This window comes from Helcobacillus sp. ACRRO, assembly GCF_022347125.1.
GTDB classification, from domain to species: Bacteria; Actinomycetota; Actinomycetes; order Actinomycetales; family Dermabacteraceae; genus Helcobacillus; species Helcobacillus massiliensis.
The window spans coordinates 66,930-83,638 of the sequence record NZ_JAKRNG010000008.1; the positions used below are offsets into that span (position 1 = coordinate 66,930).

Consider the following 16,709-nt stretch of genomic DNA (forward strand, 5'->3'; position numbering starts at 1 on the left):
CCAGCCCCGGTGGACCCGTGACCCGACCCACTGACACCTCCGCAGCAACAGAAGGACACGCGTGATCCGCTTCGACGACGTCACCAAGGCGTACCAGAGAACCGCAGAGCCCGCGCTCGATCGACTCACCATTGAGTTCGAGCGCGGCGAGTTCGCGTTCCTGGTGGGCGCCTCCGGCTCCGGCAAGTCCACGATGATGCGCCTCATCCTGAAGGAGACGACCCCGTCGTCCGGCAGCATCTTCGTGGCCGGCAAGGACCTGTCGAGGATCCCGTCGTGGAAGGTGCCGAAGCTGCGCCGCGACATCGGCATGGTGTTCCAGGACTTCCGCCTGCTGCCCACGAAGACCGCGTACCAGAACATCGAGTTCGCGCTGCACGTGATCGGCACGCCCCGCTCCGCGTCCCGCCGTCTCGTGCCGGAGATGCTGGAGATGGTGGGCTTGGAGGACAAGGGCCACCGCATGCCCCATGAGCTCTCCGGTGGTGAGCAGCAGCGCGTCGCCATCGCCCGCGCCTACGTGAACCGCCCCCGCATCCTGCTGGCCGATGAGCCCACCGGCAACCTCGACCCGCAGACCGCCGAAGGCATCATGGAGCTGCTCACCGAGATCAACGACAACGGCACCACCGTGCTCATGGCCACGCACGACCGCTCGGCGGTGGACCGCATGAAGCGCCGCGTGGTGGAGCTCGTCGGGGGAGTCGTGGTCCGCGATGAGGTCGGCGGCGGCTACACCTCGAGCATGCCGCTCAACGAGCTCGGCGAACCCGTCGGCACGCAGGCGGACCGTGACCGCGCCGCCACCGCGGCTGCGCGCGAAGCAGCCGCCCGGGAAGCCCTCGGCCGCGACGCTGACCAGGACACCCCCACCGGGAGCATGTCCGAGCCCGCCCGCACCGCAGGTTCCGGCGCGGCGGAGGAGGCCGACGGGTCCCGCCCCGTCACCCAGACCCGCGCCGACGAGTCGGGGCACCCGGACGATCCGTTGCTGACCCGCGATGAGGACGACGCGCCCGTCGGCCCCGATCTGCGCGACGGCGGGCCGACGGGATCCACAGCAGCGCCCGCCCCCGACCTCGAGGACTACTTCCCCGAGGAGGAGAAGATCGGCGACGTCGACACCGCGTTCGATGACGACGGCTACGGCGAAGCCGGCTTCGACGAGCCCGTCCACAGCAGCGAGGAGGGCGCCCGATGAGAGCACGCTACGTCCTCTCCGAGAGCTTCATCGGACTGTGGCGGAACATCGCAATGGTCATCTCCGTGATCATCGTGACCGCCGTGTCCCTGTCCTTCGTGGGCGCCGGCATCGCCATGCAGAAGCAGATCATGGAGATGCGCCAGACCCTGGTGCAGAACTCCCAGATCACCATCTACATGTGCTCCCCGCACTCCACCACCGCCTCCTGCTCCGGCGGCGCCGCCACCGACGCGCAGCTGAAAGAGACCCGTGACGCCCTCAGCGGCGACGTCCTCTCCCCGTACATCGCCAGCGTGAAGGAGCGCAGCCCCAAGGAAGCGCTCGCGATCTACCAGGAGCAGTTCAGCGGTGAAGCGTTCGCCCAGGACTTCACCGAGAAGGACATGCCGGTGAGCTTCCACATCACCCTGAAGGACTCCCAGCGCTCCCAGGCGGTCGTGGACTTCTTCCAGGGCCGGACCGGAGTGGACGAAGTGTCCGACCTCCTCGCGGTGTACGAACCGTTCATCAACGCCCTCAACCAGTCCACCCTGCTCGCGGTCGGCCTGGCGGTCATCATGCTGATCGCCGCGGTCCTGCTCATCGCCACCACGATCCGCATGTCCGTGGTGAACCGTCGCCGCGAGATCGCAATCATGCGCCTGGTGGGTGCCTCCAACCTGTTCATCCGCCTGCCCTTCCTGCTCGAGGGCGCGGTCGCCGCCATCATCGGCGGCATCCTCGCCAGCGGCATCCTTGCGCTCGGCTTCAACTTCCTGGTCGACGGGTGGCTGCGCTCCACCCTCGGCGACTCCATCGTGCAGATCGGCAGCGGCGACATCATCTGGATCGCGCCCATCCTGATCCTGCTCGGCGCACTCATGGCCATCGGGTCCTCCGTGGTCTCGCTCAACCGCTACCTGAAGGTGTGATCGCATGACCGGTCTGCCGTCCCGTCGAACCCTGCTCCGCTCCGTCACCGGTTCCGCCCTCGTGTGCGGACTGGGCACGGTGCTGCTGTCCACCTCGCCCGTCTCCTACGCCGACAACGGCAAGAAGGACAAGCAGCGGGAGAAGGAGAGCGTCGACTCCGAACTCGCCCGCATGCGCCAAGACCTCGACGGCGTGGATCAGCAGCTCGCCGACACCTACCTCGAACTCGCGCAGACGGAGCTGCAGATCCCCGAGGCGCAGTCCCGCCTGGACGACGCCCGGACCGCCCTCGCGCAGGCGCAGAAGGAGGACGACGCGCTCGCCTCGCGCCTCGCCGCCGCGCAGAAGGAGGAGAAGGAGCTGCAGAAGAAGGTCGCCTCCGGCAAGGAGGAGATCGCCGCCGGAGACGCCGAAATGGCCGAACTGTCCCTGGACGCCTACAAGGGCTCGGGGATGCCGAGCGCCGCGTCCGTGTTCGTGGGCTCCGGTGATCCGCAGAACACCGTCGACCGTTCCATGAACTACAAGCTGACCCTGCAGTCGCAGGGCCGCGAACTGGTCGGCAAGCGCACCGACCAGGCCCAGAACGTCAATGCCGCTGACCGCCTCAGTGCTGTCCGCACCGAGATCGCGGATCTGAAGAAGAAGTCCGCCGCCGCGGTCAAGGCGCGCAAGAAGGCGGAGTCCGATGCGGCCAGCGCCAAGAAGGGACTGGACGAGCTCTACTCCCAGCAGAACAAGCAGAAGCAGACTCTGGAGACGGAGAAGAACCGCTTCAAGAAGCGCGAGCGGGAGCTGAACAAGCAGTCGGAGCAGCTGAATGCGGAGCTGGAGCGCCTGGAGAAGAAGGAGCGTGAGGAGCAGCTCGCCGCTGCTCGCCGTGAGGCTTCGCGCCGCCGCGGCGCGGGGGAGAAGGACACCCTGTCCTCCACCTACACGGACACCGTCACCACCAGCGGACAGTTCATGAAGCCGTCCGACGGCGTCATGACCTCGAAGTTCGGCTACCGCGTCCACCCGATCTTCCACACCCGCAAGCTGCACGCCGGCCAGGACTGGGGCCTCCCGAGCGGCAGCCCCGTGCGCGCCATGGCCGACGGCAAGGTGCTGCGCACCGGCTTCAGCGGCGGTGGCGGCAACGTGCTGGAGATCAGCCACGGCCTGTACAACGGGCAGCTGCTCGTGACCCGCTACCTGCACTTGTCAGCCTTCCGCGTCTCCCCAGGGCAGACTGTCAAGAAGGGCCAGCTGGTGGCGCTGTCCGGCAACACCGGCAACTCCACCGGCCCGCACCTGCACTTCGAAACCCGTCTCGACGGCACACCCGTGGACCCCCTCAGGTTCATCGGCTGATCCCGTCGGCTGCGCCGCCGGCACGCAGGCTGGGTTGAGCCGCACGCGAAAATCCTTCGCACCACCGCTGCGGTGCGTGCAACAATGTGGGGCCCGCATCCGTCGGGCCCCATCGTTTCGAACAGGAGTGAGCATCGTGAGCACGAAGGCCTCGAAGTCCGGCAAGCGCCCCGGGGGCGACGCCCCCGAGCGCAAGAAGGTGCTGATCTCCTCCAACAAGCGGGCCCTGCACGACTACCACATCGATGCGACGTGGGAAGCGGGCATCGTGCTGACCGGCACCGAAGTGAAGTCCCTGCGCGACCGCGGAGCCTCCCTGGTCGACGGGTTCTGCTACATCGATGGCGGCGAGATGTGGATGGAGCACGTCCACATCGCCCCGTACGTGAAGGGCACGTGGACCAACCACGCAGCGCGCCGCAAGCGCAAGCTGCTCATGCACAAGTCGGAGATCCTCAAGCTCATGGGCAAGACCCGCGAGAAGGGGCGCACGATCGTTCCCCTGGAGCTGTACTTCCTCGGCTCGCACGCCAAGGTGAAGGTGGCGCTGGCGCGCGGCAAGAAGGAATGGGACAAGCGGCAGACCCTGCGGGAGAAGCAGGACAACCGCGAAGCGCAGCGCGCGATGCGTCATCGGGAGAAGCTCGGCGGCTGAGATATCGGCGCTGCCGCCACCGGAAACCGCGGCGGGAGGCCGACGGGCGCCGCAGTTCGCCTGTGGCGAATAATGCCTGGCCGGTCCTCCCGGCCGGTGGTAGGCTGGTTCTCCACGGACGAGGAGTCCGCGGCTTGTTTGACAAGTTCATAGGGTGTGCGATCCATACCGCATTCCTTGCACGGGGCCGATCGGTTTCGACGGTAGATGTCCAGCGAGGGGAAGCGGGCCGAGGAGCCACAGTCATCTCGTTAACGATCTGTGGAAACCAATAAGTGCCGAACCTAAGCGCACTGACTTCGCTCTCGCTGCCTGATCAGCGAGTAGCAGTCTGGACCGTCAGGGGCTGCTCGCGACCTGACCTGTCCATCATTGAGCGAGCCACTGCTTCCCGTGCTTGTCATCGGCACGGGGTGAACACTTCAGAATGACTGAGTTCGTCGGCGACATGTCTGTGTGAGCGCCGGAACTGAGAAAACGCCTTTCGCAGACTGCGCCCGGAGAAGCCCTGGCTTCGCACTATCGGACGCGGGTTCGATTCCCGCCGGCTCCACCATTCAGCAGCGCCCCGCTCATCACGGGAGTGACGCGCCAGCAGCTGATCAACGAAGAGCCCTGGACTGATGTCCAGGGCTCTTTTCTGTGCCCAAGACGGTGAACAGCACGGTCGGCGCGTGCATGTCCGCCGCTGACGTGTGGCTCAGATCTCCCATGCGGAGGTCGGAATCCGGGTCGCACGCCGAGGCAAAGGGCAGGTATTCTTCAGCTTGTGCGCTCGCAAAGAGCCCGTGGGACCGTGACAGGGGGTGACGAGTGGAGACAGGGACGGCTGGTACCAGGTTTCTGCTCACGCCCACCGTTGCTCGGCTCTTCACCTGGGGCTCCAGCTCCATGTCCGGCGAGGGCGGCGACCACGGTGCGCCGAGCCCGAGCCGTCCGCACGAGCACCTCCGCGCAGTCCTCAGCCCGGGCGAGGTCATCCCCACCGCGCAGGGCGGCACCCAGAGCTTCCACAACCGTGTCCAGATCGGGCTCGACGCCCCGACCGTCGCGTTCCCCGGCGGTCGCGCCGCCACCCCCGGCACCGCGCCCGTCTCCGGGGTGGACCATCACATGAACTCCTGGCGCGGCTTCTCCTGCGCCGGCAGCATCAACGGTGTGCCCGGCGTCCTCGCCGGTGCGGACACGCACTTCACCTGGACACCGGCCGACGGGTCGACCCTCACCGAGGACGGCCCCTTCGTCTCCGCCTTCACCTCAGACCTGAAGGGCGCCCACCATCTCTTCTGGTGCGGAAAGAACAACATCGGTGAACAGGAAGGCGCCCTGACCATCAGCGATACCGATGCAATGGTCGACTTCACCGGTGCGGCGGAGCGGTGCTTCATCCTCGGACAGTGGGTCACTCCACTGGACAGCACCCGGATCGCTCGCGCGGTCGCCCGGGTCAACGATCACCAGCGCGCCCGCTACGGCGATCGCTTCCTCGATGTGCAGGAACTTCTGTCCACCTCGTGGGGTCTGCAGAGCCCACCGGTGCGCGCGCTCGCCTTCACCGCGACGCGGGGTCGCATCCCGGAGTCGGTGGTGGCACCCGATGGAATCCACCTGAACGCGCGCGGCAACCAGGTCGTCGTGTGGGCGCTGCTGGAGCGGATGAAGCAGCTGGGGTGGATCTGATGAGGCCGTCTCCCACACCCTCGGGCCGCGTGCGCCGCCGGGTCCTCGTCGCCGCCGGGTCGATCGGCGGCCTTGCCCTGCTGACGGGAACGGGCGCCACCGTCGCCCAGAGATTCACTGACGTCTCCGAATCGCCCTTCCGCGCGGACATCGAATGGATCACCTCCACGGGCATTGACCCGGGTGCAGGGAAGCACGAGTTCCAGCCGGAGACACCGGTTCTGCGGCATGAGCTCGCGGCTGCGCTGTACCGGTTCGCGGGGTCGCCGGCCACGGTCGGGGCCCGCGGCGTCTTCACGGATGTTCCCGCTGATGCGCAGAACCGTGCAGAGATCGAATGGCTGCAGGCGCAGGGGCTCGAGTGGGGGAGCGCTGAGGGCGAGTTCCAGCCGAACGCCGTCGCCACCCGTGGCCTGCTGGCCGACTACCTGCATGGTCTGCTGGAGGCGCGCCTGCGCCGCCACGGTCTGCGCATCGACCCGGAGGCAGCGGACCTCTTCGCCGACGTCGCTGCTGACCATCCAGCGGCAGCACAGATCCGCTGGATCCGTGCCAGTGGAATCACCGCCGGGTTCCCGGACGCGACGTTCCGCCCCGATGGTGACCTGCTGAGGCAGGAGATGGCGGTCTTCATCCGCGGCGCCGCCCTCCTCGCCGACCGCGCCCGCTGACCCTCAGACCGCAGACGCAGAACCGCCCCGAACCTCCGGTCTGAGCCGGTTGCTCGGGGCGGTGTGATGTGTATGGGCGGGGCTGGGCGGGTGTCAGCCGTCGTAGCGGTGAGAGCCGCGGCCGCGCTCCTCGACGTACTGCGAGGCCGCCAGGACCGGGTGCTCGCCGGTGTAGCCCTGGCGCTCCGCCGCGATCGCCATGACGCGCTTGCGCACCAGGAACCAGCCGCCGATCAGCACGGGAACGAGCAGCAGAAGGAACGCCAGGGTGTACGTGCCGACGGGGTAGTCGAACGCCATCATCACGACCACGATCGCCAGGAACGCGAGCACCACGATGTCGTTGACCGGTGCAAGGGGTGCCCGGTACTTCGGGCGTGAGTACACGCCCTTCTTCGCCAGGTGCACGAACTTCATGTGCGACAGGCAGATCGCGGCCCACGCCGCCATGGTGCCGAATGCGGCGATGTTCAGCACGATCGTGAACGCGTCCTCGGGGACGATGAAGTTCAGCCCCACGCCGAGCACACCCACGATGGAGGTCAGCCAGATGCCGCCCACGGGCACGCCGTGCTTGTTGAGGCGGCCCGCCCATTCGGGGGCGGAGCCGGCCATGGCCATGGAGTGGACGATGCGGCCGGTGGAGTACAGGCCCGCGTTCAGCGACGACGCAGCCGCGGTGATGACCACCAGCTGCATGACCGGAGCGGTCCAGGTGATGCCGATGGAGTCGAAGAACGTCACGAACGGCGACTCGCTCTCGGAGTAGGCGCTGGCCGGCAGCAGCAGCACCAGCAGCACGATCGAGCCCACGTAGAACAGGGCGATGCGCAGCAGCACCGTGTTGACCGCCTTCGGGATCACGGTCTTGGCGTCCTGGGTCTCACCGGAGGTGGTGCCCACCAGCTCGATGCCGGCGTAGGCGAACACGGTGCCCTGGATCGCCAGGAGCGCGGGAACGGCGCCGAACGGGAACCAGCCCCCGTTCTCGCTGATGAGGTGGAGGCCGGTGTCCGAACCCGTCGGCGTCCCGAAGATCAGGAAGAGGATGCCGACCACGAGGAACGTCACCAGCGCCGCAACCTTGATGAACGCGAACCAGAACTCGAGCTCACCGAACACCTTCACACTCACCAGATTCATGGCGAGCACGATGGCGAGGACCACGAGGGCGGTGAGACCCTGCGGGATGGAGGCGACGAACTCGCTGTACCGGCCGAACCATGCGATGTAGAGCGCGATGGCGGTGGCGTCGGCAACGGCTGTGGTGGCCCAGTTCAACCAGTACAGCCAACCGGCGGTGAAGGCGGAGCGCTCGCCGTAGAACTGGCGGGTGTAGGAGACGAAGGAGCCCGAGGAGGGGCGGTGCACCACGAGCTCGCCGAGGGAGCGGAGCATCAGGTAGCCCATGAAGCCGCAGACGGCGTACACGATGGCGAGGGCGGGCCCGGAGGCGGCGAGGCCGCCGCCGGCGCCGAGGAACAGGCCGGTGCCGATCGCGGAGCCGATGGCGATCATCTGCAGCTGTCGGGGTGAGAGCCCCTTCTGCATGCCTTCGTCCTCGGCGGCGAAGAAGTCATCGTCGGGGATGTGCACGCCGGCGGGGGCTTCAGCCGAGCCCGCGGCGGAGCCTGTGGGCGCGGAGGGCTGAGGATCACCCGCTGGGGGAGGGGTGGTGGACATCGATGTCACCTTCCGGAGAGTCGGGGGTCGATGGACTGTTGAACAATGTAATGCAGGGGGCGTCGGTCCCGGTGCTCACTTCTGCTGGGACTCGGATGGAGCGCCGGGGAAGGTGTCCGGCGATGCGGAAGCGCCCCCTCAGGCAGAGGGCCGACGGGGTCAGCCAGTGGCGTGGGACCCGGAGGACCCGTCGGCCCCCGCAGCCCCATCCGCGGCTGCGGCCCCTGGACTGCGCTCGTCGGAGTAGTGCGGCCAGTCCGGGTCGGCAGCCAGGCGGTTGTGCACCGCGGTTTCGTGCTCGTCGAGGCGGATCGCCTCCATCTCCGCGGTGCGGGTCTGCTCACGGGTGGGGGTGTGGTCGCCCATGCCGACCCGCAGGTCCTCATCCACTTCGCTGACCGTTCCCACCGCGACGCGGGTCCGGTGGCGGAGGATCTCGTAGCGGACCACCCGGGCCAGCACGTACAGGCCCAGCAGGTTCGGGAGGGTGACGAGGAACGTGGTGGCGTCGGCGAACCCGACCATGGAGTCCATGGAGATCGCCGCACCCACGACCACCGAGAGCACGTAGATGATGCGGAACGTGATCCGCACTCCCTTGGAGGGGCCGAAGATGTAGGTGGCGAGCATTTCGCAGAAGAACGAGTAGCTCAGCATCGTCGACAGGCCGAACAGGAACACCACGGCCGTGAGGACGTACGGGAACCAGGCGGTGACCGTGCCGAACGCCTCAGCGGTCAGCACCACGCCGTCGGAGTCCGGGCTGCCGTGGCGGTGCACCCCGGTGATGACGATCGCGACCGCGGTCAGCATGCACACCACCACGGAGTCCACGAACGGGCCCCACATCGCGGTGTACCCCTCCGTGGCGGGGTCCTTCGTCTTCGAGGCGGAGAACGACATCGATGCCGTTCCCACACCCGCAGCGTTGGAGAACAGGGCACGCTGGATGCCGATCACGGCCACACCGATCGCGCCGCCGGTCACACCCTGCGGCGACACCGCGCCGGTGAAGATCTCAGCGACCGCGCTCGGCAGCTGACCGATGTTCATCACGATGATCAGCAGCACGGACAGGATGTACGCGATCGCCATGAACGGGGTGATGAACGAGGTCCAGCGGGCGATGGAGGTGACGCCGCCGAGCACCACGATCGCGACGATCACCGCGAGCGCTGCACCGATCATCCAGTTGTTCTGCCCGATCACGCTGTCCTCGCCGAACGCGCTGGAGACGATCATCGTCACCTGGTTCGCCTGGAACAGGTTGCCGCCGCCGAGCATGCCGATGAGGGCGCACACGGCGTAGATGCCGGCGAGGACCACGCCGAAGCGCTTCCAGCCGATCTCGGCGAAGCCGTCGCGCAGCACGTACATGGGGCCGCCGAGGGTGGATCCGTCGGGCAGGACCCGGCGGTACTTCGAGCCGAGCGCCGCTTCGGCCATCTTCACGCTCATGGCGAAGAAGCCGAACAGGGCGATCCAGACGGCTGCGCCGGGACCGCCGGCCACGATCGCGATGGCGACGCCGGCGATGTTGCCGAGGCCCACGGTGGCGGACAGTTCCGTGGCGAGCGCCTGGAAGGAGCTGATCTCCCCGGGATCGGTCTTGCGGGCGTAGCGGCCGCGGATCACGGCGATGGAGTGCGTCAGTCCGGTGATGGGCTGGAACCGCAGCCAGACGGTGAAGAACACGGCGGCGAGCATCAGCCAGAGGACCACCACGGGGACGCCGCCGAAGATCGGCAGCTCTACGAAGATGATGGAGCTGAGCACGGCGGACAGAGGGGCGAAGACGGCTTCGATGACGGAGTCGATCGACGACATGGGGAGCTTTCTGTAGACAGTGCTGCGCGTCACAGCGCTCCCCAGGATAAGGGCGGTGCCCGGGTATGGCCACTTCAGGACGGATCGTGGCCGGCAGGGCTGCGGGTATGCGGAACCGCCGCGCACCTCCCTGGTGTCCCCGGCGGGGCCGACGGGGGAGGGACGATGCGCGGCGGTTCCGGCCCTGCGGCGTCAGGGCGTGATCGCGCCGATCAGTGCTGTTCGGCGTCGCGGGACTTCACGAACGCCTGCACGACCTTCTCGATGTCCTGCGCGGAGTGCGCGGCGCTGAGCTGCACGCGGATGCGGGCCTCACCGCGGGGCACCACCGGGAAGGAGAACGCGGTGACGTACACGCCGTTCTCCAGCATGCGGTCGGCGATGCGGCCGGCGAGGGCGGCGTCGTGGAACATCACGGGGATGATCGCGTGCTCGCCCTCGAGCAGTTCGAAGCCCTCTTCGCTCATGCGGCGGCGGAACAGGGCGGCGTTGTCGAACAGCTGCTGGCGCAGTTCGCTGGACTCCTTCACCAGGTCCAGCGCCGTGATGGTGGCCTCCACGATGCTGGGGGCGAGGGAGTTGGAGAACAGGTACGGGCGGGCGGTCTGGCGGAGCATCTCCACGATCTCCTTGCGGCCGGCGACATAGCCGCCGGAGGCGCCGCCGAGGGCCTTTCCGAAGGTGCCGGTGTAGATGTCGACCCGGTCGGAGACGCCGAAGTGCTCCGGGGTGCCGGCGCCGGTCTCGCCCATGAAGCCGACGGCGTGGGAGTCGTCCACCAGGACGAGAGCACCGAATTCGTCGGCGAGGTCGCAGATCTCATCCAGCGGTGCGAGGTAGCCGTCCATGGAGAAGACGCCGTCGGTGACGATGACGGTGCGGCGCGCGCCCTTGCCGTCGTTGAGCTGCTTCGTCTCCTCCAGCTTGGCGCGCAGGTCCGCCATGTCGGCGTTGCGGTAGCGCAGGCGGGCGGACTTGGTGAGGCGGATGCCGTCGATGAGGGAGGCGTGGTTCAGCTCGTCGGAGATGATCGCGTCCTCCTTGCCGAACAGGGACTGGAACACGCCGCCGTTGGCGTCGAAGCAGGAGGCGAACAGGATGGTGTCCTCGGTGCCGAGGAACTCGGAGACGCGGCGCTCCAGCTCCAGGTGGCGGTCACCGGTGCCGCAGATGAAGCGGACGGACGCCATGCCGAAGCCGCGCTCATCGAGGGCGCGCTTGGCGGCCTCGATCAGCTTCGGGTGGTCGGCGAGGCCCAGGTAGTTGTTGGCGCAGAAGTTCAGCACCGGCTCGGCCTTCGAGGAGTCCTCGACACCGCCGGGGGTGGCCTTGACGTGGGAGGACTGCGGGGTGGTGATGGCGCGCTCGGCTTTGAAGGTGCCGGCGTCGCGGATGGCCTGCAGCTCGTCGTTCAGCTGCTGCTTGATCTCGGTGTACATGAGGGGACAGTGCCTTTCAGTGATGGATGCGGGGGAGGGGCGCCGGGGTGCGGCTCACACGTTCTCCCAGTCCAGGACGATCTTGCCGCCGGCGGCGGTGCGGGCCATCTCGTAGCCCTTCTCCCACTGCTCAGCGGGCAGGACGTCGGTGACGGTGGCGAGGATCTGGCCGCGCAGCTTCTCGCTGGAGCGGAGCATGGCGCTCATCGCGTTCCAGGTTTCGAACATCTCGCGGCCGTAGATGCCCTGCAGGGTGAGCATGCGGGTGATGACGTGGGTCCAGTTGATCTCGAACTCGCGGGCCGGCAGGCCGAGGAGGCTGATCTTGCCGCCGTGGTTCATGTTGTCGATCATCTCCTTGACGGCCGACGGGTTCCCGGAGGTCTCCAGGCCCACATCGAAGCCCTCGATCATGCCGAGGACCGCCTGGGAGTCGCGCACCCGCTCCTTCGCCACGTTGATGGCGACGTCGGCGCCGGCGGCGGCCGCCATGTCGAGGCGGTGGTCGGCGACGTCGGTGATGGCGATGTAGCGGGCGCCGGCGTGGCGGGCGACGGCCGCGCACATCAGGCCGATGGGGCCGGCGCCGGTGATGAGGACGTCCTCGCCCACCACGGGGAACTTCAGCGTGGTGTGCACGGCGTTGCCCAGGGGGTCGAACACGGCGCCGAGCTCCGGGGTGATGATGTCGGTCTTGGAGTTGTTCTCGTGGACCCACACGTTCTCGTCGGGGATGACGACGTATTCGGCGAAGGCGCCGTCGCGCTGCACGCCGATGCCGCGGGAGCGGCGGCACATGTGGCGGCGGCCGGCGCGGCAGTTGCGGCAGATGTTGCACACCACGTGGCCCTCACCGGAGACGCGGTCGCCCACCTGGACGTCGAGGACTTCGCTGCCGACTTCCACGACTTCGCCGTAGAACTCGTGGCCGGGGATGAAGGGGACGGTGTCGCACATGTCCTGAGCGGAGGAGTCCCACGCGAGGATGTGCAGGTCGGTGCCGCAGATGCCGGCGCGCAGGACCCGGATCTTGACGTCGGTGGAGCGCTCCAGCTGGGGCTCCGGAACATCGACGAACTCCAGGCCGGCGCTCGCACCGACCTTCTTCAGCGCTTTCATAGAACCTCGTTGTGCTCGCTGTACGGATGGGCGCGCCGTTGCGCACCGTCACCAGCCTAGTACCGTTCCGCCCTGCTTTTCGCGCGTTGGGGCCCCGTCGGCCCGTTTCCGAAGGACCGGCCGCCTGCGCGGGAGCGCCCGGCCGGGGTCCCGGGTGAAGGGGGAGGGCAGGGCGGGCAGGCGCGGCCGACGGGTGCCGCCGGATAGAGTGGGCGCACCATGTCGACATCCTCTTCGCCTGCGCCCATCGCGATCACGTACCCGTCGGACCTCCCCGTCTCCGAACGCCGCGAGGACATCATGGCCGCGATCCGGGACCACCAGATCGTGATCATCGCGGGCGAGACAGGGTCCGGCAAGACCACCCAGCTGCCGAAGATGTGCCTTGAGCTGGGCCGCGGCGCGAACGGCCGCCTCATCGGCCACACGCAGCCGCGCCGCATCGCCGCCCGCTCGGTCGCCTCCCGCATCGCCCACGAACTCGGCGAGAAGCTCGGTGAGGGAACAGTCGGCTACCAGGTGCGCTTCACGAAGCAGACAGCCCGAGGTGCGCGCCTGAAGGTGATGACCGACGGCATCCTCCTCTCGGAGATCCAGCACGATCGGCTGCTGAAGAAGTACGACACGATCATCATCGACGAGGCGCACGAACGCTCCCTCACCATCGACATGCTCCTGGGGTACCTCAAGCGCATCGCCCGCCGGCGCCCCGACCTGAAGATCATCATCACCTCCGCCACCATCGACCCGGAGCGCTTCGCCGCCTTCTTCTCCGATGACTCCGACGACCCGGCCCCCATCCTCGAAGTGTCCGGCCGCACCTACCCGGTGGAGATCCGCTACCGCCCCCTGGTCCTCGAGACCACCGTCGAGGCCGAGAACGAGGACGAGGAGGACCTGTACGAGAAGGAGGAGCGGTCCCTGCCGCAGGCGGTCTGCTCCGCCGTTGACGAACTGCGCCGCGAAGGCCCCGGCGACATCCTCGTGTTCCTCCCCGGGGAGCGGGAGATCCGCGAGATCGGCGATGAGCTCGGCAAGCACCTCGCCGCTCGCACCCGCGCCGGTGAACAGGTGCAGGTGCTGCCCCTGTTCGGCCGCCTCTCCCAAGCGGACCAGGACCGCATCTTCTCCCCGCCGAAGAACTCGACGACGCGGCGCATCATCCTCGCCACGAACGTCGCCGAAACCTCCCTGACGGTCCCCGGCATCACCTACGTCATCGACTCCGGTCTCGCCCGCATCTCCCGCTACTCCCAGCGCACCAAGGTGCAGCGCCTCCCCATCGAGCCGATCAGCCAGGCCAGCGCCCAGCAGCGCTCCGGCCGGTCCGGCCGCACCGCCCCCGGCATCGCCATCCGTCTGTTCTCCGAAGAGGACTTCGCCGCGCGCCCCGAGTTCACCGAACCGGAGATCCTGCGCACCTCGCTCGCGAGCGTCGTGCTACAGATGACCGCGCTCGGCCTCGGCGACATCGAACGCTTCGAGTTCCTGGAGAAGCCGGAGACCCGTGCGGTGCGCGACGGCATCCGCCTGCTGGAGGAGCTGCACGCCATCGAGCAGAAGCCGTCGGCTCCTGGCGGCCGCGCCCTCACCCCCACGGGACGCAAGCTCGCCCGCTTCCCCCTCGATCCCCGCATGGCGCGCATGCTCCTGGAAGCGCACGACCGCGGCGCCCTCGCCGACGTCCTCATCATCGTGGCGGCGCTGTCCATCCAGGACCCCCGCGAACGGCCCCTGGAGCAGCAGGAGAAGGCCGACCAGCTCCACCGCCGCTTCGCCGACGACACCTCCGACTTCCTCACCCTCCTCAACCTGTGGCGCCACATCGAGGAGCGCCGACGCGCCCTGTCCTCCTCCGCCCTGCGCCGAGAGATCCGTCAGGAGTTCCTCCACTACATGCGCATCCGCGAATGGTGGGACCTGCACGGACAGCTCAAGCAGATGTGCCGCGACCTCGACCTGCACACCAGCAGCGACCGCGCCGGCGACGACGCCATCCACCAGTCCCTGCTCGCCGGCCTCCTCTCGCACGTGGGCCTGTTCGAGGAGAAGAACCGCGACTACCAGGGTGCACGCGGCACCCGGTTCGTGCTCTGGCCCGGCAGCGCCATCGCCAAGAAGCGCCCCGACTACGTGATGGCAGCGGAACTGGTGGAGACCTCCCGCCTCTTCGGCCGCACCGCCGCCCGCATCCGACCCGAATGGATCGAGGAGCTCGGCGCCCACGTGGTGAAGCGCTCCTACTCCGAACCGCACTGGTCCACCAAGCGCGCCGCCGCCATGGCGTACGAGAAGGTGACGCTGTACGGGGTGCCGATCATCGCGCAGCGCGCCGTCAACCTCGGCCGCATCGACCGAGAGCAGGCCCGCGACACCTTCATCCAGCAGGCCCTCATCGAAGGCCGGTGGACCACCCGCCACCACTTCTTCCGCGACAACAACCGCCTCATCGAGGACCTGCAGGAGCTGGAGGCGAAGACCCGCCGACGCGACATCATCGCCGGCGACGAGACCCTCTTCCGCTTCTACGACGAGCGCCTCCCGCAGAACATCGTCTCCGGCCGCCACTTCGACTCCTGGTGGAAGAAGCAGCGGCACAAGACCCCGGATCTGCTCCACTTCACCCGTGACCTGCTGCTCGCCGACGACGCCGAACCCGCCGCGCAGGGCTTCCCCGACACCTGGGTGCAGGGCGACATCACCCTGCACCTCACCTACAACTTCGACCCCACCACCCAGCGGGACGCGAAGCAGAAGCAGCGCGACGGCGTCACCGCCACCGTCCCTCTGGCCGTCCTCGGTCGCCTCGAGGACACCGGGTTCGACTGGCTCGTGCCCGGCATGCGCGAAGAGCTCATCATCGAACTCATCCGCTCCCTGCCGAAACCGCTGCGCCGCCACCTCATCCCCGCCCCTGACAAAGCGAAGGCGGTCGCGCAGACCCTCGCCGACGACGACCCCAACACCGGCGAAAAGTTCGTCGAGGCCGTCGCCGATGAACTGGTCGCGCTGCCGGGCGTCCCCGACGACCTGGAGCTGTACGGACCGGAGTTCCAGACCGACCGCCTCAGCGAGCACCTGCGCATGCACTTCCGGGTGGTCGACGAGAAGGGCCGCACCGTCGGCGCCGGCGACGACCTCGCGCAGCTCAAGCAGCGCCTCGCCGGCCGTGTCCGCACTTCCGCGGCGAAGCAGGCCGACAGCTTCGGCGCGCGCGGCCTCACTGCGTTCCCCGACACGCCGATCCCCACCACCCGCCGGTCCCGCCAGGGCGCCCTGGACGTGGTGGTGTACCCCGCGCTCGTCGTCCGCACCGAGACCGACGGGGCCGTCCGCATCGATCTGACGGCGCTCCCGTCGGCCCAGGAGCAGGCTCGCGAGCACCCTGCCGCGGTGACCCGCCTGGTGGACCAGCGGATGCGCACCGACTCCGCGCAGATCCTCGCCGGACTGCCGAACCCGGTGAAGCTCGCGATCACTCAGTCCAGCTACGGCAGCGCGCAGAAGCTCCTTGCTGACGCCTCCCTCGCCGCCACCGCGGACCTGGTGCGCCGCACCGACGCCGCCGGGATGGTGTTCGAGCCCGACGATTTCGAGGCGCTGGTGGAGCGCGTCGGCACGGAGCACCCGGCGCTTGCCCGCTCCCTGATGCTGAACGCCGTGGACGCGCTCGCGGCGCACGCGAAGGTGGCGAAGGCGGTCTCCCGCGTGAACTCGCTGTCGGTGCTCAACCAGATCACGCAGCTGCGCGACCACGCGGCCTCGCTGGTGGGGGAGCGGTTCGTGTCCCGCACCCCCGCCCGGTGGCTGCCGGAGCTGCCGCGGTTCGAGAAGGCCGCGCTGCACCGGGTGGACAAGATGCAGGACAATCCGCAGAAGGATGCGCACGCACAGTGGCAGATCCAGGACATCGAGGGGTACTGGCAGCACGCGCAGTTGAAGCTGCCCGCCGCTGTGCGGGCGTCGGAAGCTGCGCAGGACATCCCCTGGCTGATCGAAGAGCTGCGGGTGTCGCTGTTCGCCCAGCAGCTCGGAACCTCCGTGACGGTCAGTGACAAGCGGATCCGCAAGGCGATCGCGGAACTGGAGAAGTCCTGACATTCGGACAGGTTTCGGCCGAGTTTCGGTGAAGGTGACCGGTCGCTGAGATCGGCCGTGTCACACTG

General features: G+C 68.2%; 11 protein-coding genes and 1 other RNA gene. 8 read left to right on the top strand and 4 right to left on the bottom strand.

Annotated elements, in window-relative coordinates; translation table 11 throughout:
* Nucleotides 1-61: 61 nt before the first annotated feature.
* The 7 genes from ftsE to MHY20_RS04665 all read left to right on the top strand — a co-directional run bounded on the left by ftsE (nt 62) and on the right by MHY20_RS04665 (nt 6,475).
* On the top strand, nt 62-1,201 hold the full coding sequence (gene ftsE / locus MHY20_RS04635) for a cell division ATP-binding protein FtsE (protein ID WP_239375225.1): 1,140 nt from the start codon (nt 62-64) through the stop codon (nt 1,199-1,201).
* The gene (ftsX, locus tag MHY20_RS04640) at nt 1,198-2,115 is read left to right on the top strand and encodes a permease-like cell division protein FtsX (protein WP_183373736.1); all 918 of its coding nucleotides are present in this window, start codon (nt 1,198-1,200) and stop codon (nt 2,113-2,115) included. Before ftsE ends, ftsX begins: the two co-directional genes overlap by 4 nt.
* 4 nt (nt 2,116-2,119) lie before the next feature.
* Nucleotides 2,120-3,469 (top strand): M23 family metallopeptidase, encoded by a 1,350-nt coding sequence (locus tag MHY20_RS04645; protein ID WP_239375227.1) that lies wholly within the window; start codon nt 2,120-2,122, stop codon nt 3,467-3,469.
* 136 nt (nt 3,470-3,605) lie between these two features.
* Nucleotides 3,606-4,124, top strand: a complete 519-nt coding sequence (gene smpB, locus MHY20_RS04650; protein WP_239375229.1) for an SsrA-binding protein SmpB — start codon at nt 3,606-3,608, stop codon at nt 4,122-4,124.
* Between the two features lie 183 nt (nt 4,125-4,307).
* Nucleotides 4,308-4,680: a transfer-messenger RNA gene (ssrA, locus tag MHY20_RS04655) on the top strand.
* A 335-nt stretch (nt 4,681-5,015) separates the two neighbouring features.
* The gene (locus MHY20_RS04660) at nt 5,016-5,804 is read left to right on the top strand and encodes a hypothetical protein (RefSeq protein WP_239375231.1); all 789 of its coding nucleotides are present in this window, start codon (nt 5,016-5,018) and stop codon (nt 5,802-5,804) included.
* Between the two features lie 29 nt (nt 5,805-5,833).
* On the top strand, nt 5,834-6,475 hold the full coding sequence (locus tag MHY20_RS04665; protein ID WP_239375233.1) for an S-layer homology domain-containing protein: 642 nt from the start codon (nt 5,834-5,836) through the stop codon (nt 6,473-6,475).
* 93 nt (nt 6,476-6,568) lie between these two features.
* Here the strand turns inward: MHY20_RS04665 and MHY20_RS04670 are convergent, their stop codons facing one another.
* The 4 genes from MHY20_RS04670 to tdh all read right to left on the bottom strand — a co-directional run bounded on the left by MHY20_RS04670 (nt 6,569) and on the right by tdh (nt 12,543).
* Nucleotides 6,569-8,026 carry an amino acid permease gene (locus MHY20_RS04670; RefSeq protein ID WP_239375277.1) on the bottom strand — a complete coding sequence of 486 codons (1,458 nt, stop codon included), beginning with the start codon at nt 8,024-8,026 and terminating at the stop codon, nt 6,569-6,571.
* 291 nt (nt 8,027-8,317) lie between these two features.
* Nucleotides 8,318-9,985 (bottom strand): amino acid carrier protein, encoded by a 1,668-nt coding sequence (locus MHY20_RS04675; protein WP_239375236.1) that lies wholly within the window; start codon nt 9,983-9,985, stop codon nt 8,318-8,320.
* Between the two features lie 212 nt (nt 9,986-10,197).
* Nucleotides 10,198-11,424 (bottom strand): glycine C-acetyltransferase, encoded by a 1,227-nt coding sequence (locus tag MHY20_RS04680; RefSeq protein WP_183373781.1) that lies wholly within the window; start codon nt 11,422-11,424, stop codon nt 10,198-10,200.
* Between the two features lie 54 nt (nt 11,425-11,478).
* A complete protein-coding gene (gene tdh, locus MHY20_RS04685; RefSeq protein ID WP_239375240.1) occupies nt 11,479-12,543 on the bottom strand; it encodes an L-threonine 3-dehydrogenase in 1,065 nt (354 codons plus the stop codon).
* 219 nt (nt 12,544-12,762) lie between these two features.
* Between tdh and hrpA the strand changes: the two genes are divergently transcribed.
* Entirely contained in the window at nt 12,763-16,641 is a 3,879-nt protein-coding gene (hrpA, locus tag MHY20_RS04690; protein ID WP_239375243.1) for an ATP-dependent RNA helicase HrpA, read from the top strand.
* Nucleotides 16,642-16,709: the final 68 nt, after the last annotated feature.

Coding starts and splice junctions, on each gene's coding strand:
- MHY20_RS04645 (WP_239375227.1), top strand. CDS start 2,120: ATGACCGGTCTGCCGTCCCGTCGAACCCTGCTCCGCTCCGTCACCGGT.
- hrpA (WP_239375243.1), top strand. CDS start 12,763: ATGTCGACATCCTCTTCGCCTGCGCCCATCGCGATCACGTACCCGTCG.
- tdh (WP_239375240.1), bottom strand. CDS start 12,543: ATGAAAGCGCTGAAGAAGGTCGGTGCGAGCGCCGGCCTGGAGTTCGTC.
- MHY20_RS04675 (WP_239375236.1), bottom strand. CDS start 9,985: ATGTCGTCGATCGACTCCGTCATCGAAGCCGTCTTCGCCCCTCTGTCC.
- MHY20_RS04670 (WP_239375277.1), bottom strand. CDS start 8,026: ATGCAGAAGGGGCTCTCACCCCGACAGCTGCAGATGATCGCCATCGGC.
- MHY20_RS04660 (WP_239375231.1), top strand. CDS start 5,016: ATGTCCGGCGAGGGCGGCGACCACGGTGCGCCGAGCCCGAGCCGTCCG.
- MHY20_RS04680 (WP_183373781.1), bottom strand. CDS start 11,424: ATGTACACCGAGATCAAGCAGCAGCTGAACGACGAGCTGCAGGCCATC.
- ftsX (WP_183373736.1), top strand. CDS start 1,198: ATGAGAGCACGCTACGTCCTCTCCGAGAGCTTCATCGGACTGTGGCGG.